20 protein-coding genes are annotated in these 25,332 nt (G+C 74.4%); 11 read left to right on the top strand and 9 right to left on the bottom strand.

The window, feature by feature from the left end; genetic code table 11:
• Window positions 1-195: 195 nt before the first annotated feature.
• The 3 genes from IEZ20_RS20115 (at window position 196) to IEZ20_RS20105 (ending at window position 3,722) form a co-directional block, all read left to right on the top strand.
• On the top strand, window positions 196-1,497 hold the full coding sequence (locus IEZ20_RS20115) for a cytochrome P450 family protein (protein ID WP_189301163.1): 1,302 nt from the start codon (window positions 196-198) through the stop codon (window positions 1,495-1,497).
• 105 nt (window positions 1,498-1,602) lie between these two features.
• A complete protein-coding gene (locus tag IEZ20_RS20110) occupies window positions 1,603-2,865 on the top strand; it encodes a cytochrome P450 (RefSeq protein ID WP_189300635.1) in 1,263 nt (420 codons plus the stop codon).
• A gap of 65 nt (window positions 2,866-2,930) precedes the next feature.
• Window positions 2,931-3,722, top strand: coding sequence for an enoyl-CoA hydratase/isomerase family protein (locus IEZ20_RS20105; RefSeq protein ID WP_189300633.1), 792 nt, complete (start codon window positions 2,931-2,933; stop codon window positions 3,720-3,722).
• Here the strand turns inward: IEZ20_RS20105 and IEZ20_RS20100 are convergent, their stop codons facing one another.
• Window positions 3,723-4,196, bottom strand: coding sequence for an SRPBCC family protein (locus IEZ20_RS20100; protein ID WP_189300631.1), 474 nt, complete (start codon window positions 4,194-4,196; stop codon window positions 3,723-3,725).
• Window positions 4,197-4,265: 69 nt separating this feature from the next.
• Complete coding sequence (locus IEZ20_RS20095) at window positions 4,266-5,099, bottom strand: DeoR/GlpR family DNA-binding transcription regulator (RefSeq protein ID WP_189300629.1); 834 nt, start codon at window positions 5,097-5,099, stop codon at window positions 4,266-4,268.
• Between the two features lie 260 nt (window positions 5,100-5,359).
• On the opposite strand from IEZ20_RS20095, the gene IEZ20_RS20090 reads away from it, so the two are divergent.
• Entirely contained in the window at window positions 5,360-7,807 is a 2,448-nt protein-coding gene (locus tag IEZ20_RS20090) for a hypothetical protein (RefSeq protein WP_189300627.1), read from the top strand.
• Between the two features lie 14 nt (window positions 7,808-7,821).
• Here the strand turns inward: IEZ20_RS20090 and IEZ20_RS20085 are convergent, their stop codons facing one another.
• The 4 genes from IEZ20_RS20085 to IEZ20_RS20070 form a co-directional block, all read right to left on the bottom strand.
• Window positions 7,822-10,257: a right-handed parallel beta-helix repeat-containing protein gene (locus IEZ20_RS20085; protein WP_189300625.1), complete on the bottom strand. Its 2,436-nt coding sequence runs from the start codon at window positions 10,255-10,257 to the stop codon at window positions 7,822-7,824.
• Window positions 10,258-10,486: 229 nt separating this feature from the next.
• The gene (locus IEZ20_RS20080) at window positions 10,487-11,092 is read right to left on the bottom strand and encodes an Rv1733c family protein (protein WP_189300623.1); all 606 of its coding nucleotides are present in this window, start codon (window positions 11,090-11,092) and stop codon (window positions 10,487-10,489) included.
• 140 nt (window positions 11,093-11,232) lie between these two features.
• The gene (locus IEZ20_RS20075) at window positions 11,233-12,057 is read right to left on the bottom strand and encodes an MOSC domain-containing protein (protein ID WP_189300621.1); all 825 of its coding nucleotides are present in this window, start codon (window positions 12,055-12,057) and stop codon (window positions 11,233-11,235) included.
• A gap of 43 nt (window positions 12,058-12,100) precedes the next feature.
• Complete coding sequence (locus IEZ20_RS20070; RefSeq protein ID WP_189300619.1) at window positions 12,101-12,547, bottom strand: DUF6643 family protein; 447 nt, start codon at window positions 12,545-12,547, stop codon at window positions 12,101-12,103.
• A 323-nt stretch (window positions 12,548-12,870) separates the two neighbouring features.
• Here IEZ20_RS20070 and IEZ20_RS20065 point away from each other — a divergent pair, with 323 nt between their 5' ends.
• Entirely contained in the window at window positions 12,871-14,193 is a 1,323-nt protein-coding gene (locus IEZ20_RS20065; protein WP_189300617.1) for a TerD family protein, read from the top strand.
• Between the two features lie 7 nt (window positions 14,194-14,200).
• Here IEZ20_RS20065 and IEZ20_RS20060 read toward each other — a convergent pair whose 3' ends face one another.
• Window positions 14,201-15,394 carry a glycosyltransferase gene (locus tag IEZ20_RS20060; protein WP_373303951.1) on the bottom strand — a complete coding sequence of 398 codons (1,194 nt, stop codon included), beginning with the start codon at window positions 15,392-15,394 and terminating at the stop codon, window positions 14,201-14,203.
• 39 nt (window positions 15,395-15,433) lie between these two features.
• Here IEZ20_RS20060 and IEZ20_RS20055 point away from each other — a divergent pair, with 39 nt between their 5' ends.
• The gene (locus IEZ20_RS20055; RefSeq protein WP_373303950.1) at window positions 15,434-16,228 is read left to right on the top strand and encodes a glutamate racemase; all 795 of its coding nucleotides are present in this window, start codon (window positions 15,434-15,436) and stop codon (window positions 16,226-16,228) included.
• Window positions 16,229-16,344: 116 nt separating this feature from the next.
• On the top strand, window positions 16,345-16,890 hold the full coding sequence (locus IEZ20_RS20050) for a hypothetical protein (RefSeq protein WP_189300613.1): 546 nt from the start codon (window positions 16,345-16,347) through the stop codon (window positions 16,888-16,890).
• A 227-nt stretch (window positions 16,891-17,117) separates the two neighbouring features.
• On the opposite strand, the gene IEZ20_RS20045 is transcribed toward IEZ20_RS20050, so the two are convergent.
• Window positions 17,118-18,080, bottom strand: a complete 963-nt coding sequence (locus IEZ20_RS20045; protein WP_189300611.1) for an O-antigen ligase family protein — start codon at window positions 18,078-18,080, stop codon at window positions 17,118-17,120.
• A gap of 403 nt (window positions 18,081-18,483) precedes the next feature.
• Between IEZ20_RS20045 and lnt the strand changes: the two genes are divergently transcribed.
• From lnt to IEZ20_RS20025, 4 genes are all read left to right on the top strand, one after another.
• Entirely contained in the window at window positions 18,484-20,094 is a 1,611-nt protein-coding gene (gene lnt, locus IEZ20_RS20040) for an apolipoprotein N-acyltransferase (RefSeq protein WP_189300609.1), read from the top strand.
• Window positions 20,095-20,161: 67 nt separating this feature from the next.
• Window positions 20,162-20,641, top strand: a complete 480-nt coding sequence (locus IEZ20_RS20035; protein ID WP_189300607.1) for an NUDIX hydrolase — start codon at window positions 20,162-20,164, stop codon at window positions 20,639-20,641.
• Window positions 20,642-20,695: 54 nt separating this feature from the next.
• Window positions 20,696-21,517: a 3-hydroxybutyrate dehydrogenase gene (locus tag IEZ20_RS20030; protein WP_189300605.1), complete on the top strand. Its 822-nt coding sequence runs from the start codon at window positions 20,696-20,698 to the stop codon at window positions 21,515-21,517.
• 382 nt (window positions 21,518-21,899) lie between these two features.
• On the top strand, window positions 21,900-23,819 hold the full coding sequence (locus IEZ20_RS20025) for a helix-turn-helix domain-containing protein (protein WP_189300602.1): 1,920 nt from the start codon (window positions 21,900-21,902) through the stop codon (window positions 23,817-23,819).
• A gap of 123 nt (window positions 23,820-23,942) precedes the next feature.
• On the opposite strand, the gene IEZ20_RS20020 is transcribed toward IEZ20_RS20025, so the two are convergent.
• Window positions 23,943-25,319 carry an MFS transporter gene (locus tag IEZ20_RS20020; protein WP_189300600.1) on the bottom strand — a complete coding sequence of 459 codons (1,377 nt, stop codon included), beginning with the start codon at window positions 25,317-25,319 and terminating at the stop codon, window positions 23,943-23,945.
• Window positions 25,320-25,332 lie beyond the last annotated feature (13 nt).

The following is a 25,332-nucleotide window of genomic DNA, read 5'->3' as shown; positions in this document are numbered from 1 at the left end:
GGCCGCCTGACACCCCCGGCCAAAGCCCCCATCCCCCGTCTCCGGACCGCCGGCCCGGCCCCGCCCGCCTCCGGCCCGGAACCATCCCCCTACGGCCCCGGCCCGGACCATCCCCCCGGACCCCCGGCCGGAGCCAGCAGAAGGAACCTCATGGACCGCCAGTCAGCCCCCGCTTCCGCCGGCGCCAGATGCCCCATGCACGACACCGCGTTCGCCGCCGACCCCCACCAGGTCTACGACCGGCTGCGCGCCCACGGTCCGGCCGGGCCGGTCGAACTCGCACCCGGTGTCGACGCCACCCTGGTCGTCGGCCACGAGATGGCCCTGCGCGTGCTGCAGAACTCCACGCTGTTCGCCCGCGACGCCCGCCGCTGGAAGGCCCTGAACGAAGGGCGGATCGGACTGGACCACCCGGTGCTGCCGATGATGGCGTACCGGCCGAACTGCCTGTTCACCGACGGTGCCGTGCACCTGCGGCTGCGCAAGGCCGTCACGGACAGCCTGGCCCGGCTCAACATCACCCGGATCCGCCGCGACGTCGAGCCCCTCGCCGACTACCTGATCGACCAGTTCAGCGAGCGCGGCCGGGCGGACCTCCTCAACGACTACGCCAAGCTGCTGCCGCTGCTGCTGTTCAACAAGCTCTTCGGCTGCCCCGCGGACATCGGCGACACCCTCACCAGCGCCATGTCGGCGATCTTCGACGGCAAGGACGCCCTGCGCGCCAACGAGGAGCTGACCGCCTGCCTCATGGAGCTGATCGCCCTCAAGCGCCGCCGGCCCGGCGACGACGTCACCTCCTGGCTGATCCAGCACCCCGCGGGCCTCACCGACGAGGAACTCAAGGACCAGCTCGTCATGCTGATGGGCGCCGGCGTGGAACCCGAGCGCAACCTCATCGGCAACGCCCTGCTCCTGCTGCTGTCGCCCGACACCAGCGGGCGCGACTCCGGCATGCTGATCGAGGAGGCGATCGATCACGTGCTGTGGAACCAGACGCCGATCGCCAACTACGCCACCCACTACCCGGTCCAGGACGTGGACCTCGGGGGAGTGGTGGCGCAGGCGAACACCCCGGTCGTCATCAGCTTCGCCGCGGCCAACAGCGACCCCGCGCTGGCCGAGGCCCGCCGGATGCACAGCAAGGGCGCCCACCTGGCCTGGGGTGCCGGCCCGCACGCCTGCCCGGCCAAGGACCCGGCGCAGGTCATCGCCGTCACCGCGATCGAGAAGATCCTCAACGCCCTGCCCGACCTGGCGCTGGCCGTCCACGAGAAGGAGCTGGAATGGCGGCCGGGCCCGTTCCACCGGGCCCTGGTGGCCCTGCCCGTGGCCTTCAGCCCGACCCCGGCCACCCGCATGGCCTCCGCGCTGCAGAACCGTACCGCCGCCACGGCGGAGCAGCCGCTGCCCACGGCACCGGTCACCGCCGCACGTCAGGAACCGGCCAGGAAGAAGGGCTTCTGGAGCAGCTTCCTGGACATCTTCCGGGTCTGATGTGCTCTGTGTGACAGGAGCAACACTGTCAGGCGCATGACGAAGGAGAGGGGAAGGGTAGGTTCCGGCGGTAAAGGTAGCGCCCAGCCATCAAAGGAGCCTCGCGTGACCGCCGTTGGCGTCATACGCGGTACCACCCCCGACCGACGAGCCGTCATCCCCCTCCTTCGTCGCCTGCGGTCGGACGAGGGACGGGCCGACCCCCTGCCCGTCTGGGACGAGCTGCGCGCACTGGGCGACGTGGTGCCCGCTCCCTGGGGCGGGTACTTCGTGACCGGATTCGACGCGTGCAACCAGGTCCTGCGCGGCAGGAACTGGCTCGTGCCCGACTTCGACTGGCAGGAGCGCCGGCCCGACCCCGCACGCTGGCGGGAGCCGGCGACCCGGGAGATGACACGGACCCTCTCCCGCCTCAACCCGCCCGTGCACACCGCCCAGCGCCGCGCCCTGGGCAACCTCTTCGACCGCGGCACCCTGGAGGTGCTGCGCCCCCAGATCGCCGGGCACGTCACCGGCCTCCTGGACCGCCTCGACCTCAGGCTGCGCACCCACGGCACGGCCGAGTTCGTCACCACGGTCGCCGAGCAGCTCCCGATCCACACCGTCGGCCGGTGGCTGGCCATCCCGGACGAGCACCACGCCCACATCCTGGACTTCACCCACCGCCAGGTCCACGCCCAGGAACTGCTCCCCACCAAGAGCGAACTGGCCGTCTCCGCCCAGGCCACCCTGGAGATGCGGGCCTTCTTCACCGGCCTCCTCGCCCACCGGCGCGCCCACCCTGGCAACGATGTCCTCTCCGGCTGGATCCGCTACTGGGACGCCCAGTACCCCGACGACCGCGCGGCGGCCGACCAGACGCTGTACGACCTGACGATGTTCATCACCATCGCCTCCCTGGAGACCACCGCGACGCTGCTCACCAACGCGGTGTGGTTCCTGACCCGGGACCCCGCCGTGGCCGACTGGCTGCGCCGGCACCCCGAGCACATCGACGACGCGATCGACGAGGTGCTGCGCTACGACCCGCCCATCCACCTCAACTCCCGCTTCGCCGCGGACGACACGGTGCTCGCCGGCGTCCCCGTCGCCAAGGACACCGTCGTCCACGTCCTGTACGGCGCCGCCAACCACGACCCGCGCCGCAACGAGAACCCGCACGTCTTCGACATCCGCCGCAAGGGCGGCCACCTCACCTTCGGCGGCGGCGCCCACTACTGCCTCGGCGCCGCCCTGGCCCGCCTGGAGGCCCGTCAGCTGCTCACCCAGCTGCTCGAACGCTTCCCCACGCTGCGGCCGGCCACGGCCCCGACCTACGCGGACCGGATGGTCTTCCGGCGGGTGACCTCCCTGCGTGTGACCACGTGAGCGTGTGACCACCTGAGCGTGCCACCCCCTCGCACGTGACGACATGACCCCCTGAAAGTGACGACATGACCGCGCTTCCCCTCACGGCTCTCCCGGCCGCCCCGCGACAGCAGACCCTGCGGACCCACCGGGAGGGCCCCGTCCTGACCATCGAGCTGAACACCCCCGAGCACGGCAACACGGTCACGGACGCCCTGCTGGACGACCTCCTGGCGGTCCTCCAGGACCAGGACCCGGCGGTGCGGGTGCTGGTGCTGGCCGGGCGCGGGGACGACTTCTGTCTCGGCGGGGACCGCGGCGAGTTCACCCGGCACCTCGCCCACGACCCCACGGGCGGCGGCATCCGCCTGTCGGGGACCAAGGCCCGGCGCGTCTGCGACGCCCTCACCGGCAACCCGGCCGTCACCATCGCCCGTGTCCACGGCAAGGTCATCGGGGCGGGCATGGCCCTGGCGCTCGCCTGCGACCTGCGGGTGGGCTCCGAGGACGCGGTCTTCCGGCTGCCCGAACTGGCCCTCGGGCTGCCCACCGCGTGGGGCGGCCTGCTGCCCCGGCTCATCAACGAGGTCGGCGCCGCCCGGGTTCGCGAACTGGTCCTCACCGGCCGGGCCTTCGGCGCGGAGGAGGCCCGGTCCCTGTCCGTCCTGCAGAGGGTCGTCCCCGCCCACGAGCTGGACGCGGCCGTCGCCGACTGGGCCAGACCCATCGTCCGCCGCCCCCCGGCGGCCCTGCGCGTCACCAAGACCCTGCTCAACTCGCTGTCCGCCGCCTCCCGCCTGGCCGACGTCTCCGCGCTGGACGCGGAGCTGATGGCGGCGGTCGTCAGCGAGGCGCACCAGGCCCGCGGCGACGGCTGATCACCGCCCGGACAGGCGCCGGTCCAAGGAGGTCACCGCGTCGCGGAAGGCGCGCTTGAGACCGGGCCGGGCCAGCATGAGGGCGAACCGGAACGGCGCCGTCCCGTCGGCGGCGAACGTCCACCGCACGCGTGTGCCCGTGCCGTGAGGAGCCAGGCGCCACTCCTCGGCCAGGGCACGGGCGCCCGGTGCGTTCGTGGTGTCGACGCGGTAGGCGTACACGTCGGGCGCCTTCGCCACCAGCACCGTCTCCGTGAACCGCGTCCCGCCCCGCAGCCCGATCTCCCGCCCGGCGCCACCGTCGGTGGCCCGGGCGGACGTCACCGCGGAGAACCACTGCGTCCAGTCGGGCACGTCCTCGGCGAGCGCGCGGAAGACCTGCTCGGGAGGCGCGGCGATGTTCCGCGCGAAGACCAGGCGCACCGGCGCGGCCCCGACGAAGTCGATCTCCACCGGACGCAGACGACGAGCCATGGACGACATCCCCTCGTGACGGTTGCGCCGTACGATTGACCGGGCACCGTCACGATAGCTGACGGCCCCTCAGCTGTCTGCGCCGTCCTCGTCCTCGGGCTCGCCCGCCACCACCACCCGCAGGTGCTCGGAGATCTCCGCGCGCGCCTCGGCCGGCAGCCCCGCATCGGTCACCAGCGTGTCCACCTGCTCCAGCGCGGCGAACGAACTCAGGCCCACCACACCCCACTTGGTGTGGTCGGCGACCACCACCACCCGGCGCGCGGAGTGCACCAGCCGCCGGTTGGTCTCGGCCTCCGCGAGGTTCGGCGTGGACAGACCGGCCTCCACCGATATGCCGTGCACCCCCAGGAAGAGCAGATCGAAGTGGAGTGCGGCGATCGCCTGGTCGGCCACCGGCCCCACCAGCGAGTCCGACGGGGTGCGCACCCCGCCGGTCAGCACCACCGTGGCCGAGCCCTGCCGCTGCCCGGAGGTGCGCTGCGCCGCGTGGAAGACGTCCGCGACCCGCACCGAGTTCGTCACCACGGTCAGATCGGGCACCTCCAGCAGGTGCTGGGCGAGCGCGTACGTCGTCGTACCCCCGGACAGGGCGATCGCCGCCCCCGGGGCGACCAGGCGGGCCGCGGCGCGCGCGATGTCCTCCTTGGCGGTCAGCTCCAGTCCCGACTTCGCCTCGAACCCCGGCTCGTGCGTGCTCGCCTCGACCACCGGCACGGCACCGCCGTGCACCTTCTCCAGCACCCCCTGGCGGGCGAGCGCGTCGAGGTCGCGGCGCACGGTCATGTCCGAGACACCGAGCTTGCGGGTCAGCTCGTTGACCCGCACCCCGCCCCGGCGCCGGACCTCGTCCAGGATCAGGGCGCGCCGCTGCTCCGCGAGGAGGTTCTGATTCTCACTCACGTACGCTCCGGTCCTTTCGCCGCCAACCGTCCGACACGCCCGGCGCACCGGCTCCGACCAGCAGGTTCCATCCGTCCGGCAGCGCGCGGGCGTCCCATCCTTTCATGGCTCGGCCCCGGTTGCGCCACCACCTGCCGGGCCGTCCGCCGTGACACGGTTCGGGGAGATTCGGTGACAGTGGGTGCACGCGACCGCCGGAGAGGACATCCTGAACCGCGCACGACACAGACGTCAGGCGTCACGGGGGAAGTGCGAGAACAGTGGAACGTGCACAGGACCGCCCCGCGGGGCAGCACACGGAGCGTACGGCCGGGCCGGAAAAATACGAAGAGCACACGGCCGGGCCGGGGACGTGCCCGGGCCGGCCCGCTGAGCCGGAGGCCGAGCTGGAACTGCTGGTGCACGGGGTCGGCGGCACCACACCGGAGAAGATGCTCGGCGACCCGCGCACGGTCCGGGTCACCGGCGACGACACCGCCGCCGTCTTCCGGCGCACCGAGGACACCGAGGCCGCCCCGGCCGGCCGGGAGCCGCGCGGCGGACCGGTCCGCGAGGCCTACGTCTGGTGCAACCTCACCTCCGGCGACGGCAGCCGCGCCCTGTGGCTGTTACTGCTGCCGTTCATGGTGGTCAACCTCGCCCACTGGATGCGCCCCGCCGCACCCGCCCGGCCGCGCACCGCCCGGCTCTACGGGCTCCTCGTGCGCCTGGCCGCCCTCACCCTGACCGTGCTGCTGGTGGCCGCCGCCTGCGAGGTGGCCCTCGACCTGGTCGCCTGGCAGTGCGCCGGCGTCCAGGCCTGCGTCCGCCGCCACTCCTGGCTGGACTTCCTGTCGCCCGCCGCCGGCGGCTGGTGGAGCGCCCCCGGCCGCCGCCTCGCCCTCGCCGCGGTGCCGCCCGCCGCGCTGACCGGCCTCCTGTGGTACCTCTCGCACCGCACCTGGCGCGCCTACGAGTCCCACCTGCCGCTGTCCCCCGACGCCGACGCCCACCCCGATACCGGGCCGAAGCCCGGTGGCCCCGACCCCGCGCCCGCCCCGGAGTCCGGCGCCCCCGGGCCCGACGACCACGGCAGCGCGCTGGTGCGGCCCGGCTTCTGGTACGGCCGCCGTCTGGTCGCCCGGCTGCGCGCGGCCCACACCGCGGCCGGCCTGCTCACCGTGGCCGCCGCCGTCACCACCCCGGCGGCCCGCTTCGACCACCGGCCCGGCGGCCCCCGGACCCTGGACCTGCTCGGCTGGCTGCTGACCGCGGCCCTGCTCGCCTGCGGGGCGGCGGTGGTGGGGGTGGTCTGCCGCCGGGGCCGCAGCGAGAACCGCCTCGACCAGCGGCTCGACCGGCACCTCGTACGCTCCCTGAAACTCGCCGCGCTCGCCCTGCTGCTGCTCGGCCTGGTCTACGCCGGCTGGTCCCGGCCCGGCTGGCGGTCCGCGGGCCGGCTGCCCGGCGACCCCGCCTTCGGCGCCCTCATGCTGGCCCAGGGCCTGCTCGTCGTCGCCCTCGCCGTCGTGGCCCGCTACCTGTACCGGCGCCGCCCCGACCCGCGCGCCGCGCTGCGCGGCCTCGGCGGTCCCGCCGTCGCGCTGCTCGCCTGCGCGCTGGGCGGAGTGATCTCCGGCGGGGTCGCACAGCGGGTCGCCGACTGGCTGGACGGCACCCGCGCCCTGCTCGCCGGGCCGCCCGTCCTGCTGACCTGGCAGGCCTCCGCCATCCCGCCGCTCCTCGCGGTCCTCCTCCTGCTGACCGCCGGGCTCGGGCTGCGCACCGCCCGGCTCGCCCGCGCCGAACGCGACCGCGTCCGCGGTGAGCACCCCGGCGAGCCCGAGGACGTGTCCCGCACCCGCGCCATCGCCCACGCCCGGGCCATGGCCGGCCTCACCGACCGGGCGCCCCTCGTCGTCGGCGTGCTCACGGCCACCACCCTCGTACTGGGCAGCGCGGCGCTGGCCGGGGCCCTGGTCACCCGGAAGACGCCCGACGGAGCGGCCCGGCGCGCCCACCACCTCGTCCAGGCCGTGGCCGAGACCTCACAGGCGGTGGGCTCCTGGCTGGTCGGGCTCGGCTTCCTGCTGTTCGTGACCTGGGGCAGGCGCGCCTACAAGGACGCCTCCGCACGGCGCACCATCGGCATCCTCTGGGACGTCGGCACCTTCTGGCCCCGCGCCGCCCACCCCTTCGCCCCGCCCTGCTACGCCGAGCGCGCGGTGCCGGACCTCACCTGGCGCATGGCCACCTGGACCCGGCGCACCGAGGGCAGGCTGGTGCTGTCCGGGCACTCCCAGGGCAGCGTCCTCGCCGCCGCGGCGGCCTGGCAGCTGCCGCCGTCCGTCCGCGGCCGGGTCGCCCTGCTCACCTACGGCTCCCCGCTGGAACGCCTCTACGGCCGCTGGTTCCCCGCCCACTTCGGCGCGCCCGCGCTCGCCGCCCTGCACCACGACATCGCCTGCTGGCGCAACCTCTACCGGCGCACCGACCCCATCGGGGGCCCCGTCCGCGTCCCCGACGACGCCACCCCCGACGTGGACCACGAGCCCCTGCGCGACCCGCTCGCCTACGGCCGCACCCTGGACCACCCGCTCCCGGCCCCGATCCTCGGCCACTCCGACTACCAGTCGGACCCCGCCTTCACCCGCGAACGCGCCCGCCTCCTGAACCGGCTGCGCCCGGAGGTACCGGCCCAGCGCCCGGAGCGGGGAACCTCGCGCTGAGCCCGCCGCGACGGTCAGGGCAGCTCCGGCAGATCCTCCGCGTACAGCAGGGTCAGGTCGTCGGTGGTCGGGTCGGGCAGCTGGGCGACGCGGCTCGCGTGCCGCTCCACCATCGCCTCGAAGGTCTGCCGGGCGGTACGGCCGTTGCCGAACGCCGGGCCCTTCGGGATCGCGGTGAAGTACTTCAGCAGCGCCTCGGACGCCCCCGGCGCCAGCCGGTACTCGTGCTCGTCGGCCTGCTGTTCCACGATCCGCAGCAGTTCCTCGGGGCCGTAGTCGCCGAAGGTGATGGTGCGTGAGAAGCGGGAGGCCACACCCGGGTTGACGGACAGGAAGCGTTCCATCTCCGCGGTGTACCCGGCGACGATCACCACCACCGCGTCGCGGTGGTCCTCCATCAGCTTCACCAGCGTGTCGATGGCCTCCTTGCCGAAGTCGCGCCCGGCGTCCTCCGGGGAGAGCGCGTAGGCCTCGTCGATGAACAGCACCCCGCCGCGCGCCCGTTCGAAGGCCTCCTGAGTGCGGATCGCCGTGGAACCGATGTGCTCGCCGACCAGGTCGACCCGGGACACCTCCACCAGGTGGCCCTTCTCCAGCACGTCCAGCGAGGCGAGGATCTCGCCGTAGAGCCGGGCGACCGTCGTCTTGCCGGTGCCGGGGGAGCCGGTGAAGACCAGGTGCCGTTTGACGGAGGCCGCCTTCAGCCCCGCCCGCTGCCGGCGCCGGCCCACCTCGATCATGTCGGTCAGCGCCCGCACCTCGCGCTTGACGCTCTCCAGGCCCACCAGCGCGTCGAGTTCGCCGAGCACGTCCTTCGAGGTGCGCTGCGACTGCTCCGGCTCCGCGGCGGCGACCGGCTGCGGCTCCGCCGCCCGCTGCCCGGGGAACGAGCCCAGCAGCCCGGCGGGCTGCGTCGCCGTCTGCACGACCGCCTCCCGGGCCGCGGGCGCCCGCAGGCCGCCGCTCTCGTCGCTGGTGCAGTCCTCCACGACTGGCCCGCTCCCCGAGCCCGCGTCCGGTCCGCCCTCGGCGAACTCGTACCCGCCGCGCGCACAGCGCTCCGTGCGGCACCTGCGCAGCGTCGTACGGCAGCCGTCGATCACATGGAAGCCGTAGCCGCCGCTGCCGGTGACCCGGCAGTTCAGGAAGCTGCCCCGGCCGCCCGCGGAGACGTAGAAACCGGCCTCGGAGGGAGCGTCCACCGTGCAGCGCTCGATGGTGGGGTCGGCGCCCTTGGTGACGATCACCCCGGTCTGGGTGCCGTCCAGGGTGCAGTTGCTGAGCGTGCCGCCGCTGCCGTGGTCGCGGAACCACGCACCGGTGGCCGCCTCCCTGATCCGGCAGTCGTCCAGCTGCGCGGTCGCACCGTCGCTCACCGACACGGCCGTGTTGCGCACCTGCGACAGATCGCTGTCCACGACGTCCGCGCGCGAGCCGCGGTCCAGCACGAACAGCGCGTCCGGCACGTCGTGCACCCGGCAGGAGTCGAGCACGGCGGTGGCCCCGTCGCTCACCCACACCGCGGGATAGTCGCCGGTGCTGTCGAAGATCTCGCACTGGTGGGCGTCCACCCGGGTCCCCGGGTCCCACACCGACAGGCCGTTGCGCCCGAACTGACGGACCGTCGTCCGGGTCAGCGTGAGCACCGAGCGGGAGCGCAGGTCGACCGCGTTCTCCGGGATGTCGTGGAGGCGGCAGTCGGCGAGCGTGAGCACCGCGTCGGTGTCCAGGGTGATGCCGTCGGCGGTGGTGCGGTGCACATCGCAGTCGGTGAGCTGCGCGGTGGCCCGCTGGGTGACCTGCACTCCGGAACCGCGCACCTCGTAGATCTCGCAGCCCACCGCCTCCAGCGAGGAGTTCTCACCGGTGACGGTCACTCCGGTGCCGGAGGCGTGGTGCACCCGGCACCTCTCCAGCCGCGGATGGGCCCCGCCGCGGACCGCCACGCCCGCCTGCCCGGCGGCGACGACCTCGCAGTCCTCGAACACCCCGCTGCCGCCGTCGAGTACGGCGATGCCGATACCGGCCGGGTTGTCCACGGTGCACCGGCGCACGGTGGGCCGGGCGCCGCCGCGCACCTCGATGCCGACGGCGGACCGGGTGACGATCCGCACGTCCATCAGCTCGGGCGTGCCCTCTTCCACCAGCAGCGCGGGCGCCGCCGCGTCCTGCCCCTCCACGTGCACGTCCTGCACGACGGCCGAGGCCCGCACGGTCAGCGGCACCCCGTCCACGGGGGCGATCCGCACCGAACCGGGCGAGCCCTCGGGCCCACGGAGTGTCACCGGCCGCTGGACGACGAGGTTCTCCCGGTAGGTGCCCGGGGCGATGGTGAGGACGTCGCCGTCGGCGGCGGCCTCCAGGGCGGCGGCGAGCGAAGCGTACTCACCCGTGCGGCGCCGCCACCGCGACGTACCGGTGTGCGTCACCTGGACCGTGCCCTGTGCCATGGCGTTGCTGTGCCCCCACCTCGTCGTACTGATGGCTCGCTGACCGTCGGGGCGCAGCCGCCGGTGTCCGGCCGTGACCGTGGCCGGCCTCGGCGGTGTGAGCGCGTTCGCGCCCCGGTGAATGCGTGCGCCCCGGGGTTCACGCACCCGCGGGTTGTCGCCGAAAGCGCTTCGGCCGGTCCACCGTAGCGTGTGCGTGCACGCCGGGTTGACCAGAGCCGCAAGGCCGTCAGCTGCCGGTGCCCGCCTTGCCCCAGTCCGGGCCCGCCCGGTCCCAGGCCTGGTCCCAGCGCGCGTACCGCCTGCGGACCAGGCGCCAGACGGTGAGGCGCCGGCCGGTCTCGAGCAGGGCCGCCGTCAGCAGGGCCGCGCCGAACCCGGCGAGCACGGCGTGCGTCGTCGCCGTGGCGGAGTCCAGCGGGCGGGTCGTTATTCGTCCGTGCGGGTCGGTCCAGAGGCTGAAGCGGTCCCCTGGGTGCGGGGTCCTGAGGTCGGCGAGGACCGGGCCGTGCCGCCGGGTGCCGTCCGGCGCGGTCCAGTCCGCGAGGACGCGGCTGCGGGCCTCGCGCGCGGAGCTGGTGTCCGGGTCGGTCTCCGGCACGGTCCCGCTCAGGCCCCGTACCACGGTGGCGGTGACCTGGTGGCGGGCGTGCTGCTGCTGCCGTGCCGACCGCTGGAGCGAGTCCTGGGCGGCGGAGCCGACCAGGCAGCCGGTCACGGGCGCGGCCACGACGATCAGCAGCAGGGCCACGAGGGCCACCCAGGCCTCGGCCAGATCCGTCGCACGGCGCAGCGGATTGTGCCGCCAGCGCCACAGTCCGGCGAGTGCTCGCATGTCCCCACCCCCTTCCGGTTCGTCAGAAACCCCGGGGCACACGGCCTCTCACGAATTTCTCACGCTCCCTCAACGAGCGGGACGTGTTCCCCGGTTCCCGGCCCGGCGGATCGTCGCCGGAGTGCTGCGCGGGCCGGTTCTCACCCCAGGACGCGTACCGCGTCGCCGACTGCGATGGTGCCGGGGGAGAGCGGGACGAGGTTCTGACCGAACAGCAGCCTTCCGCCCGTCCGGCGGTGGCGGGCCAGGGTGTGGAGCGGTTCCTTGCCGCGTACGGCCGTGGTCTGGTCGGTGGTGGTCACGACACACCGTCCGCTGGGCTTCGCGACCCGGAAGACCACCTCGCCGATGGAGATCCGCGTCCAGTGGTCCTCGGCCCAGGGCGCGGTGCCGGCGACGACGACGTTCGGCCGGAACCGGTTCATCGGCAGCGGGCCCTCGGCGGCGTGCGGGCCCTCGGCGATCAGGGAGTTCAGGGCGTCCAGCGAGCCGAGCGTGGTCACCAGCAGGGGGTAGCCGTCGGCGAAGCTCACCGTCTCGCCGGGCAGCGCGTAGTCGGGGTCGACCGGGCGGCGGGTGGCCGGATCGTCCATGTGCACCAGGCGGACCTCGGCCCCCAGGTAGGTGCCGCACCAGGCGTGCGCGGCCGCGGCGGCCGGGATCCCCTCCACCTCGGTGCCGAACACGTTCGCCGGCACGGTCTGCGCCGGCTCCGGTACCTCGACCGTCAGCGGGGCCATACCGGGCGCGGACAGACGAACGCCGCCGCCGGGCAGAGGCTCGGCGGCGGCCAGGGCGAGGCGCGGCTCCTCGCGCTGTGTGACGACCTTTCCCCCGTCGTCGACCAGCGTCCAGCGTCGGTCCCCGGTCAGGCCCCAGGGCTCCACGACGGCCTCCCGGGGCGAGACGCCCCGAAACGCCTTGACCGGATGGACGTGGATCGACTCCACTTCGGCGTTTCCCATGCCGTCCATCGTGCCAGGCGGCACCGACGGCACGGGGCGGCCGTCAGTAGCCGCGGTACTGCTGGTTGTTGTACGGGTCCTGGTAGGGAGCCGGCGCGGGGCGCGGCGCTGCCGGGCGCATGGCCTCGTAGCCGTTGCCTCCGGGCATCGGCCGCTGCGGCTGCGGGGCCTGCGGACCGGGGTAGCCGCGAGGGGCGCTCGCCTGCTGCGGGATGTACGCCGTCGGCGCCTGCTGCAGCGGTGCGGGCTGCGGCGTCTGCGGGTAGCCGTAGGCGGGGGCGGGGGCCGCCTGCTGGGCCGGGGCCGCCGGGAGGGCGGGGAGGGCCGACGGCAGGGCGGGCAGGCTGCTGCCCGTGTCGTAGGCGGCGGGGACCCGGATCGGGGCGATCTGCGGGGTGCCCCGCTCGGCCACGAGCGAGTCGTAGATCGGGGTGTCCGGGAAGGAGGCGGAGTAGTAGCCGCCGCCATAGGTGGAGCGGGGGGAGGTCATGGCACATAAGTTAAGCCCACGATGTGCTGGTTGGGGAGACCGATAAGAGGGTTGTTTTCCGTGTCGGCAGGTGCCTGGGATCCCCAATCCGAGCGAACTTGGCAAAAAGGGACGCCGATCAACGTTTGGATCGTGTAAAAGCCGAGTTCCTCTTGGGTTACCGGCGGTTGACCGGCGATCTTCCTGTGCCGTTCATGGGCGTGCGCCGTCCCCGGGAATAGGTTGTGCGCGTAGGGATGACACGGGCCGGGACGGCAGGGACCGGAAGGCGCCACCCGGAACCGGTACCCGGAAGCCGACACGCGATGGGGGCGGACATGTCAATGCCGAAGGGATCGAACACACCGGTGCCGACGACGGCGCTGCGCGTCGAACTGGGCTGGCGCTCCGGCCCCGGGGTACCGGACGCCGACGCCTCCGCGCTGCTGCTCGCCGCCGGAAAGGTGCGCTCGGACGGGGACTTCGTCTTCTACAACCAGCCCGCGCACGCCTCCGGCGCGGTACGCCACGAGGGCAAGCGGTCGGCCGGCGGACGCGTCACCGACACCCTGCTGGCCGACCTCGCGCGCGTGGAGGGCGCCGTCGACCGGATCGTGCTGGCCGCCTCCGCGGACGGCGGAACCTTCGGCCAGGTCCCGGACCTCTACATCGAGGTGACCGACGCGGCCTCGGGCCGGGTGGTCGCCCGCTTCGACGACCCCGGCGCGACCGTGGAGACGGCCTTCGTGCTCGGCGAGCTGTACCGCCGTGAGGCCGGCTGGAAGTTCCGCGCCGTCGGCCAGGGCTACAGCAGCGGACTCGAAGGCCTGGCGACGGACTTCGGCATCACCGTGGACGAACCGCAGCACGCCGCACCGCCCACCGCCCCGTCCCGGGCCACCCCGCCACCCCGCCCCGCCGCGGCCCCGCCGCCCCCGTCGGCCGCCACCCCGCCGCCCCCGCCGCCTGCCGTCCCGCCCGCGCCGTCCCCTTCCGCTGCCGTCCCGCCCGCGGCCCCGCCCGCCCCCGCCGCCCAGCCGGTGCGCCTGTCCAAGGTCACCCTCACCAAGGCGGCCCCGTCCGTCTCGCTGGCCAAGCAGGGCGGCACCTCCGGCGCGATGCGGGTGAACCTCAACTGGCAGATGCGCAGACCGTCCACGGGCTGGGCCCGGTGGAGCGGCGGCGGCGACAACGTCGACCTCGACCTGTGCGCGCTGTACGAACTCGCCGACGGCCGCAAGGGAGTCGTACAGGCCCTCGGCAACGCCTTCGGCTCACTGCACCGGCCGCCGTACATCCACCTCGACGGCGACGACCGCACCGGAGCCGTGACGACCGGCGAGAACCTCACCGTCAACCTCGACCACGCCCGGGACTTCCGGCGCATCCTCGTCTTCGTCACCATCTACGAGGGCGCCCGCTCCTTCGCCGACCTGCACGCCACCGTCACCCTCCAGCCGCAGTACGGCGCCCCCATCGAGTTCTCGCTGGACGAGTGCACCGTCGCCTCCCCGGTGTGCGCGCTCGCCCTGATCACCAACACCGGCGGCGACCTCCTCGTCCAGCGCGAGGCGCGGTACCTGGTGCCCGAGCACGGAACGAGCCCGCAGCGCGCCATGGACCGCGCCTACGGCTGGGGCATGAACTGGACGCCCGGCCGCAAGTGAACCGCACTCAGCCCTCGTCGGGCACGGCGTCCGGGCGGGCGTAGGTGCGGCCCTTCCACGCGGCCCCGCGACCCCGGTAGTGCTGCACGGCGGAGTCGACCGTCATCAGCAGGTACAGCGACGCGGTGAACGGCAGGAGCGGGGCGAGCCAGAGCGGCTGCCGGTAGTAGCGCAGCATCGGCAGGTACGTTCCCGCCATCACCGCCCACGCCGCCGCACCGGCGAGCGCGGTCGCCGCACCGCCGCCGGCCGCGCCCACGGCCACGGCGGCCGGCGGCACCAGATACACCAGCGCCAGCCCGGCGACCGTACCGAGCAGCAGCAGCGGGTTGTGCCGCAGCTGGGCGTAGGCGCTGCGCGAGACCATCCGCCACAGGTCGGCCAGCCGCGGATAGGGGCGGACGCTGTCCACCCGGTCGGCCAGTCCGAGCCAGACCCGGCCGCCCGCGCCCTTGACCGCGCGCGCGAGCGCCACGTCGTCGATGACGGCGTGCCGGATCGCCTCCGGGATGCGCGCCTTCTCGGCCGTCTCCGCGCGCAGCAGGACACAGCCGCCCGCCGCCGCGGCCGTGCGCGAACCCGGCCGTCCGATCCACCGGAAGGGATACAGCTGCGCGAAGAAGTACACGAACGCCGGGACCACCAGCCGCTCCCACGGGCTCGCCACCCGCAGCCGCGCCATCTGCGACACCACGTCGAAGCCCCCGGAGCGGGCCGCCGCCACCAGCTCCCGCAGACTGTCCGGCGCGTGCGCGATGTCCGCGTCGGTCAGCAGCAGGTACTCGGGGTCACGCGCGCGTGCCAGGCCGATGCCGTACCGCACCGCCCACAGCTTGCCCGTCCAGCCCGCCGGCGGCTCCCCCGGAGAGCCCACCGTGAGCGGCAGCCCGCCGTGCCGCCGGGACAGCTCCCGGGCCAGCTCCCCGGTGCCGTCCGTGCTCCCGTCGTCCACCAGGAAGACCTCCGCCCGCCCCGGATAGTCCTGCGCCAGCAGCGAGGGCAGGCTCGCGGGCAGCACGGCCGCCTCGTCCCGGGCCGGTACGACCACACAGACCGACGGCCACTCCTCCGGCTCCCGGCGCCCGGGCAGCCGGACGTCCGTACGCCAGAAGAAGCCCTGGCCGAGCAGCAGCCAGCACCAGGAGACCAGTGACACGACGGTGATCCACAGGAAGGCGCTCACGGCCGCAGTCTGCCCCACCCGGCCGGGCCACGAGACCGCATCGACTATCGTGGCCGGGTGAAGATCGCGCTCATGGACTCCGGAATCGGCCTGCTGGCGGCCACCGCCGCGGTACGGCGCCTGCGGCCCGACGCGGACCTCGTGCTCTCCCTGGACCCCGACGGCATGCCCTGGGGACCGCGCACCCCCGAGGACGTCACCCGGCGTGCGCTGGACGTCGCCGAGGCCGCCGCGGCCCACCGGCCCGACGCGTTGATCATCGGCTGCAACACCGCCACCGTGAACTCCCTGCCCGCGCTCCGCGCCCGCCTGGAGCCCGGTATCCCGGTCATCGGCACGGTCCCGGCGATCAAGCCGGCCGCGGCCGGCGGCGGACCCGTCGCCATCTGGGCCACACCCGCCACGACGGGCAGCGCCTACCAGCGCGGCCTGATCGAGGAGTTCGCCGACGGCGTGCGGGTGGCCGAGGTGCCGTGCTGGGGGCTCGCCGAGGCCGTCGAGCACGCGGACGAGGCGGCCATCGACGCGGCCGTCGCCGCGGCGGCCGAACTGACACCCGACGATGTGACGACCGTCGTCCTGGGCTGCACCCACTACGAGCTGGTGGCGGAACGTATCCGCACCGCCCTCCAGCGCCCCGGTGCCGCCCCGCTGGTGCTGCACGGATCCGCCGGAGCGGTGGCCGCCCAGGCCCTGCGCCGGCTCGGCGAGCTGCCCGCGCCCGAGGCCGCCGCCGAGGGCACGCTCACGGTCCTGCTGAGCGGCCGGCCCGGACCGCTGCCCGCGCCCGCGCTGCACTACGCCGAGGGACGGCTGCTGCCGGCCACCGGCCCGCTCGCCGACCGCAGCTGACCCCCGGCCGCGCGGGGTCCCGTCCGGCGCGGCCCGGACCGCCGTCTGGGCCGCCCGGAGGAGTCACCCTGCGCGAGCGGCTACCGGCGCAGCGAAACCTGAGTAACCTCATCATCATGAGGCACCACCCCGACGCCGACGACAATCCGCACCCGGACGTCTGGACGGGACGCGCCACCAACCGGGTCCAGTGGCTGCTGGCGCTGGCCGGCGCCGCCTGCATGGCGCTCGGGATCCAGCTGGCCGTCGACTCGGCCTGGAGCTCCGGCATCGCCCCGCTGGTGATGTCCGTCGTGGGCTGCATCGCGGCCGGCCTGCTGGTCCTCTTCGGCACGCTCGCCTTCGTGCACGTCGACCTCAAGCTCGACAAGGAGTGCGTCGAGGTGCGCTGCGGGCACATCGGGCTGCCGCGCCGCCGCATCCCGCTCTCCCACGTGGCCGGCGCCGACTTCACCGCCCTCGTCACCCCCCGCCACTGGGGCGGCTGGGGCTACCGCTGGCGCCCCGAGAAGGGCACCGCGGTCGTCGTACGCCGCGGCGAGGGCATCGTGCTGCGCCTGTGGGACGGTCACACGTTCACCATCACGGTGGACAACGCCGAGGCGGCGGTGCGGGCCATCCGGGACCGCCTGCGCACGATCCGCCCCGGCACGGCGGGCTGAACGGACAGGCCGGCTGATCACGGATCCGCGGTGACGCGATGTCGCGTGGTCCTGCGGCCCCTGACGCGTGCCGTTCATCGGCTCTGCGGTGACTCCTGCTGTTGTCGACTTTCCGGTGACTCCTGCTGTTCGTGGATCCGGGGCGACCGCCTGCTGTCGGCGGGCCCGCGGTGACGTCCGCTGTCACGGTTCCGCCCGCTGCCGCGGTTGTGCGATGACACCCCCTGTCACGGCTCCCAGGCCACGCCCGCCCACGGCCGGGCCGTGGCCCAGCCGGCCAGGAGAGCCGCGCCCGCGGTCACGGCCGTGAAGCTCAGGGCGTTGCTCACGGCGGCGAGGGCGGCCAGCGTGGTCAGGGTGGTGCCCGCGGTGAGGGCGATCGGCGTGGAGCGGGGGCTGCGCCACAGGGCGTACAGGACCCAGCAGAACACCGCGAGCAGCAGGAGCGCTCCGACCAGGCCCTGCTCGGCCGCCTGCTGGAGCGGGGCGGAGTGCGGTCTGCCCTCGGCCGGCAGGGGCGGGGGCGCGGGGCTCAGCTCGCCGAAGCGGCCGGGGCCGACCCCCAGGCCGCTGTTCCGGCCCGCCAGCGCAAGGGCGTCCCGCCACAGCCGTAGCCGGGGTCCGGTGAACCGGCCCTCGAGTGCCCGGGTGAGGCCGTCGGGCAGGGCATCGGCGGCGGTCGCCCAGACCGTCGCCGTCAGCAGGGCCGCCGCCGCGACCGGAGCCGCCAGCCACGCGGCCCGGCCGCGCACCGCGCCCGCGGCGAGTGAGCACAGCAGGACGACCAGGCCGGCCGCGCACCCGCCCACCGAGCCCAGCACGGCCCCGGCCGCCACGACGGCGCAGGCCAGCGCACGCAGCCCGAGCCGGAGGGCCGGTACGGCCGTCGCCCAGGCGGCACAGCACGCGGCCCCGGTGGCCAGCGCCAGCAGCGCGGCCGTGGCACCCGCGTGCCCGGGCGGGGCGGCGTACCAGGGGCCGGGGGAGAGGCCGGGCGGCGCCACGGCCAGGGCGAGGCCCGCCGCCGCGCCGGCGCAGGGCGCCGCCACCGGCAGCAGCGCGCCGGAGACCCGGCCCGCGGCATACCCGCCGGCCACGGCGAGCACCGCGAGCAGCATGCCCTCGGGCCGTCCGCCGTGGGCCGCCGCGGTGATCAGCGACCACCCGGCGCAGGCCCCCAACAGGATCATGCCCGTCCCGTCGGAAACGTTTCTTCGCGTGCTGTAGGCGTCCGCACCGTATGTACCGGTCGCGGACCCCGTCCCCGTCGACCCCACCCGTCGCCCCTCGTACCCCGGTCCCCCGACCTGCGGCAGCCCACGACCGCGTGCCGGGTCCGGCCGCGCCGCCGAAGCTGGGCACACCGTAACGGCTCATGAGCGGTTTGGGGACGAGGCGCGGAGGAACACCGCGATTCCGGCACATACCGGAGGCCTTTCCACCCAGGGGCGTCGTCCCCGTCCGAGGCGGGGGCCGCGGCGGGACGGGCGGCCGACGGCGCCCGGGAAGGGGCGCCCACCAGCGGCGACCGCCGCGGTTCCGGCGCCGGGCCGTGCTGTCGGGGGTGACGCGGGCCGCCGTACACTCACCCGGGTGACCGTCACCGCAACTTCCGTGGACCAGCCGGACCAGCTCCAGCCGCGCCCCGCCCCCGGCGCGCGCGCCGGCCGGCTGCTGCGCCTGGTCCCGGCCGCCGCCTCCGCGCTCTGCGGAGTGCTGCTCTACGTCAGCTTCCCGCCGCGCACCCTGTGGTGGCTGGCCCTGCCCGCCTTCGCCGGCTTCGCCTGGGTGCTGCGCGACCGGAGCTGGAAGGCCGCCCTCGGCCTCGGCTACCTCTTCGGGCTGGGCTTCCTGCTGCCGCTGCTGGTGTGGACCGGTGTGGAGGTCGGTCCCGGGCCCTGGCTGGCCCTGGTCGCCATCGAGGCCGTCTTCGTCGCGCTGGTCGGCGTGGGCGTCGCCGCCGTCTCCAGGCTGCCCGCCTGGCCGGTGTGGGCCGCCGCCGTGTGGGTCGCGGGCGAAGCGGTCCGCGCGCGCGTGCCCTTCGACGGCTTCCCCTGGGGCAAGGTCGCGTTCGGCCAGGCGGACGGTGTCTTCCTGCCGCTCGCCGCGGTCGGCGGCACCCCGGTGCTCGGCTTCGCGGTCGTCCTGTGCGGATTCGGCCTGTACGAGGCCGGGCGGCTGCTCGCGGAGCGGCGCCGGACCCGGACCGTGCGTCGGGCCGCCGCGGCCGCCGCGCTGCTGAGCGTCGCCGTACCCGTGGCCGGCGCGGTCGCGGCCCGCGCGCTGGTGAGCGACCGGGCGGAGAACGGCACCGCCACCGTGGCGGTCATCCAGGGCAACGTGCCGCGCTCCGGGCTGGAGTTCAACGCCCAGCGGCGGGCCGTGCTCGACTACCACGCGCGCGAGACGCACAAGCTCGCCGCCGACGTCAGGGCGGGCAGGGCCGCCAAGCCCGACTACGTCCTGTGGCCGGAGAACTCCTCCGACATCGACCCCTTCGCGTACCCGGACGCCGCCGCCGTCATCGAGGAGGCGGCCAAGGACATCGGTGTGCCCGTCTCCGTCGGCGGAGTCGTGGAGAAGGACGGCAAGCTGCTCAACGAGCAGATCCTGTGGGACCCGGTCAAGGGGCCGACGCAGACCTACGACAAGCGGCAGATCCAGCCCTTCGGCGAGTTCCTCCCGCTGCGCTCGCTGGTCGGAGCGATCAACAAGCAGTGGACCGAGATGGCCCACCGGGACTTCAGCCGGGGCACCAGGCCGGGTGTGTTCGACATCGACGGCGCCAAGGTCGGCCTGGCCACCTGCTACGAGGCCGCCTTCGACTGGGCCGTGCGGGACACCGTGACGCACGGGGCGGAGATGATCTCCGTGCCGAGCAACAACGCCACCTTCGACCGCAGCGAGATGACCTACCAGCAGCTCGCCATGTCCCGCGTCCGCGCCGTCGAGCACAGCCGCACCGTGACCGTGCCGGTGACCAGCGGCGTCAGCGCGGTCATCATGCCGGACGGGCGGATCACCCGGAAGACCGGCATGTTCGTGCCCGCCTACCTCGTCCAGAAGGTGCCGCTGCGCACGTCCACCACCCCCGCCACCGAACTGGGCGTCCTCCCCGAGATCGCCCTGGTGCTGGCCGCCGCGGGCGGGATCGGCTGGGCGGTCGGCTCCGGACTGCGCGCCCGGCGCGCCGGTGACGCGTAGCCGTACGACCGCTGTACGACCCCCGAACCCACCGGGGCGCGGGGCGCCGGCCCGTTAGGGTCGGCGCATGGCTACTCCCGAATTCATCCGCACGCTCAGGGCCTCCGCCGGCCGTCAGCTGCTGTGGCTCCCCGGAGTCACCGCGATCGTCTTCGACGACGAGGGCAGGGTGCTGCTCGGCAGACGGACCGACACGCGCAAGTGGGCGGTGATCGGCGGCATCCCGGAGCCGGGGGAGCAGCCCGCGGCGTGCGCCGTGCGGGAGGTCTTCGAGGAGACGGCGGTGCACTGCGTCGCCGAGCGGGTCGTCCTGGTCCAGGCACTGGAGCCGGTGACCTACCCCAACGGCGACACCTGCCAGTACATGGACATCACCATCCGCTGCCGGGCCGTGGGCGGCGAGGCCCGGGTCAACGACGACGAGTCGCTCGAAGTCGGCTGGTTCGCGGTGGACGCGCTGCCCGAGCTGCACGAGTTCGCGGTCTTCCGGATCAAGCAAGCCATGTCGGAGGCACCCACATGGTTTGACCCTATGATTGCTGGCTGAAGTATGGGTGGTCACCACATGTGGTGACCCTCGGGCCCGGCTTAGGGTCGGCACATGACCTCGCCCACCCCCCTGCCCGGTCCCGACGCCCCACCCCAGGCCCTCGCGCTCGACCTCAACGGCCGCACCGCGCTCGTCACCGGCGCCGCAAGCGGCATCGGCCGCGCCTGCGCGCTGCGGCTGGCCGCCGCCGGGGCCGAGGTGCGCGCCGTCGACCGGGACACGGCCGGCCTGGCCGAGCTGGCCCAGCAGGCGGAGCGGGCCGGCGGCCTCGCGGGCACCGTCGTACCGCTGGTCGTGGACCTCACCGACCTGGACGCCGCCGAACGCGCCGCCGTCGGCACCGATGTGCTGGTCAACAACGCCGGACTGCAACTCGTGCGGCCCATCGAGGAGTTCCCGCCCGAGGTGTTCCACACGGTGCTCACCGTGATGCTGGAGGCACCGTTCCGCCTCATCCGCGGCGCCCTCCCGCACATGTACGCGCAAGGCTGGGGCCGGATCGTGAACGTGTCCTCCGTCCATGGTCTGCGCGCCTCGGCCTTCAAGTCCGCCTATGTGGCCGCCAAACACGGTCTCGAAGGCCTGTCCAAGACGGCCGCACTCGAAGGCGCCGCCCACGGGGTGACCTCGAACTGTGTGAACCCGGCCTATGTGCGCACCCCACTGGTCGAGAAGCAGATCGCCGACCAGGCGCAGGCACACGGCATCCCCGAGGAACGTGTGCTGTCCGAGGTCCTGCTGAAGGACAGCGCCCTGCGGCGGCTCATCGAACCCGAGGAGGTCGCCGAGGCCGTGGCCTACCTGTGCAGCCCGCAGGCCTCCTTCGTCACCGGCACCTCCCTCGTCCTGGACGGCGGGTGGACGGCCCACTGACCGGCCCGGAAACGCCGGCCCGGCTTTTCGCCGCGGCTCCGGCCCCTGCTCCGGCCGCCCTCCCCGCCGCGGCTCCGCTGGCCGCCCCGGCCGCCCTCCCTGCCCCGCCTTCGCTTGCCGCCGCGGCTGTCCCGCCCGCCGCGGCTTCGCTCGCCGCCGTGGCCGTCTTCCCTGCCGGGGCTCCGCGCGCCACCCCGGCCGCCCTCCCCGCCAAGGCTGTCTTCCCCGCCGCGGCTCCGTTCGCCGCCCCTTCCGCCTTCCCCGCCGCGGCTTCGTTCCCCGCTCCGGCTGTCCTTCCGGCCTCGGCTGCCCTCCCCGCTCCGGCTCCGGGAGTTGTCCACAGGCCTGCCGGGGCGGGTGGCCGATACGGAATCCTGTGACCATGTCCCGCGATCATCTGCAGCCGGCACCCAGCGGCAGCGCCGAGGCCCCGTACCTCGACCTGTTGGCCCGCGACGCCTCCGTGGAGGCCTACGAGCAGCCCGTCCTGCTCGCCCAAGCCGCGGGCGAGCCCGCCGGCCGGATCGCCGCGCTGGAAGAGGCCAGACTGCGCGCCCTGCGCGTGCGCGCGGAGCTGGAGGGCCGCAGGCGGCGCGAGGCGGAGCTGTCGGCGCTCTTCGAGACCGCGCACGACCTCGCCGGACTCCGCGATCTCGACGCCGTCCTGCAGGCGATCGTGCAGCGCGCCCGCTCCCTGCTCGGCACCGACGTCGCCTACCTCAGCCTCAACGACCCCGTGCGCGGCGACACCTACATGCGGGTCACCGAGGGCTCCGTCTCCGCCCGCTTCCAGCAACTGCGTCTCGGCATGGGGGAGGGGCTCGGCGGCCTCGTCGCCCAGACCGCGCGGCCGTACGTCACCGACGACTACTTCCAGGACGGCCGCTTCCAGCACACCCGCGCCATCGACGCCGGCGTACACGACGAGGGCCTGGTCGCCATCCTCGGCGTCCCCCTGATGCTCGGCCCGAACGTGATCGGCGTGCTCTTCGCGGCAGACCGGCGCGCGCGGGTCTTCGAACGCGAGCAGATCGCGCTGCTCGGCTCCTTCGCCGCGCTCGCCGCGGCGGCCATCGACACCGCCAACCTGCTCACCGAGACCCGGGCCGCCCTGGCCGGCCTGGAGCGCGCCAACGAGATCATCCGGGACCGCAGCGCCGTCATCGAACGCGCCTCCGAGGTCCACGACCGGCTCGCCGAACTCGTCCTGCGCGGCGGCGGGGTGCACGACGTGGCCGCAGCCGTCTCCCAGGTCCTCGACGGAACCGTCGGCTTCACCGAGGCCGCCGCTGCACCGGCCGAGGCGCTGGAGGCGTCCCGCGCCGAGGGACACGCCGTACGGCACGGCAGCGACTGGATCGCCGCGGTGGCCGCCGGCGGGGAACTCCTCGGTGCGCTGGTCCTGCGCGGCCATCCCGGCCTCGACCCGGTCGACCAGCGCACCCTGGAGCGCGCGGCGATGGTCACCTCCCTGCTGCTGCTCGCCCGCCGCTCCGCCGCCGAGGCCGAACAACGCGTCCGCGGCGAGCTGCTGGACGACCTGCTCGACACCCGGGACCGCGACCCCCGCCTGCTGCGGGAACGTGCCGGCCGCCTCCGGGCGGACCTGGACGCCACCCATGTCGTGCTCGCCGCCCGCCTCGACGGCCCGGCGGCCGACGCCGAGGAGGAGGCCGCGGCCCGCCGCCGGCTGTGGTCCGCCGCGTCCCACCTCGCGGCCACCCGGCACGGTCTGGCCGCCGCGCGCGACGGCGGCACCGTCCTGCTGCTGCCGCTGGCCGCCCGCGACACCGCCACGGAGGTGGCCCGCCGCACCGCCCGCCAGCTGGGCACCGCCGTCCACCAGCCGGTCACGGTCGGCGCCTCGGCACCCGTCACCGACCTCGCCGTGCACCCCGAGGCGGTGGCCGCCGCCTATGCCGAGGGCCGCCGCTGCCTGGACGCGCTGCACCTGCTGGGCCGGGCCGGGGACGGCGCGGCGGCCGAGGACTTCGGCTTCCTCGGCCTGCTCCTCGCGGGCGAACGGGACATCGCGGGCTTCGTCGAGCGCACCATCGGCCCGGTGGTGTCGTACGACGAGCGGCGCGGCACGGAACTGGTACGCACCCTGGACGCCTACTTCGAGGGCGGGATGAGCCCGGCGCGCACCAAGGACGCGCTGCACGTCCATGTGAACACGGTGGCGCAGCGGCTGGAACGCGTGGGCCGCCTGCTCGGCGCGGACTGGCAGACGCCCGCGCGGGCCCTGGAGATCCAACTCGCCCTGCGGCTGCACCGGCTGGCCGCACCGGGACGGCACTGACCGCCCCCCGGGCGGGGGCGGTCAGCGCGGTGATGGTGCCGACGAGGGTGGTGCCGACAGGAGCGATGCCGACGGAGGTGGTGCCGACGGGAGTGGTGCCGACGGGGGGATGACGGCTTCGGGTCAGACCGTCCGGGCCTCGGCGGCCGGCGCCGCCCCGGAGGCCTCCTCGTCCTCCCCGTCGACCTGCGCGAGGTCCCGGTGCCGGGTCTCACGCGAGACGGCCACCGCGACCAGGGTCAGCACGGCGGCGGCGATCACGTACAGCGCGATCGGGGTGGAGCTGTCGTAGTCCGAGAGCAGCGCGGTGGCGATGAGCGGCGCGGGCGCACCGGCCGCCACCGAGGCGAACTGGGCGCCGATGGACGCGCCGGAGTACCGCATCCGGGTCGCGAACATCTCGGCGAAGAACGCGGCCTGGGGCGCGTACATCGCGCCGTGCAGCACGAGCCCGACGGTGACGGCCAGGATCAGGTACCCGAACGAACCGGTGTCGACCAGCGCGAAGAACGGGAACATCCACAGCCCGACCCCGGCCGCGCCCAGCAGGTACACGGGCCGTCGCCCGACCCGGTCGGACAGGGCGCCCCAGGCCGGGATGACGGCGAAGTGCACGGCGGAGCCGATGAGGACGGCGTTGAGCGCGGTCTGCTTGGAGACGCCGGCCGACGTGGTGGCGTAGACGAGGATGAAGGCGGTGATGACGTAGTAGCTGATGTTCTCCGCCATCCGGGCGCCCATCGCCACCAGCACGTCCCGCCAGTGGTACCGCAGCACCGAGACGAGCGGCAGCTTCTCCTCCGTGTCGGACTGCCGCGCCTCCGCCCGCTCCAGCGCCTCCTTGAAGACGGGCGACTCGTCGACGGACAGGCGGATCCACAGACCGACGAGGACGAGCACCCCGGAGAGCAGGAACGGGATCCGCCAGCCCCAGGTGCCGAAGGCGTCGTCGGACAGGACGGCGGTGAGCAGCGACAGCACACCGGTCGCGAGCAACTGCCCGGCCGGCGCGCCGGTCTGAGGCCAGGAGGCCCAGAAGCCGCGCCGTCGTGCGTCGCCGTGCTCCGACACCAGCAGGACGGCGCCGCCCCACTCGCCGCCGAGCGCGAAGCCCTGCACCAGTCGCAGCAGGGTGAGCAGCACCGGTGCGGCGGACCCGACCGTGGCGTGCGTGGGCAGCAGCCCGATGGCGAACGTGGCCCCGCCCATCAGCACCAGGCTCAGCACCAGCAGCTTCTTCCGACCCAGCCGGTCACCGTAGTGCCCGAACACGAGCGCCCCGAGCGGCCGTGCCGCGAACCCCACCGCGTACGTCAGGAACGACAGCAGCGTGCCGACGAGCGGGTCCGAGTCCGGGAAGAACAGCTTGTTGAACACCAGCGCGGCGGCCGAGCCGTAGAGGAAGAAGTCGTACCACTCGATGGTGGTCCCGATGAGGCTGGCGGCGACGATCCTGGGGAGGCTGGCGGGGGGTGGGGGAGCGGTGGTTCCGGAGGCCATGTGCGCCACTTCC

The organism is Streptomyces cinerochromogenes (assembly GCF_014648635.1).
In the GTDB taxonomy this organism is placed as follows: domain Bacteria; phylum Actinomycetota; class Actinomycetes; order Streptomycetales; family Streptomycetaceae; genus Streptomyces; species Streptomyces cinerochromogenes.
This window is presented reverse-complemented; position numbering and strand designations above follow the sequence as displayed.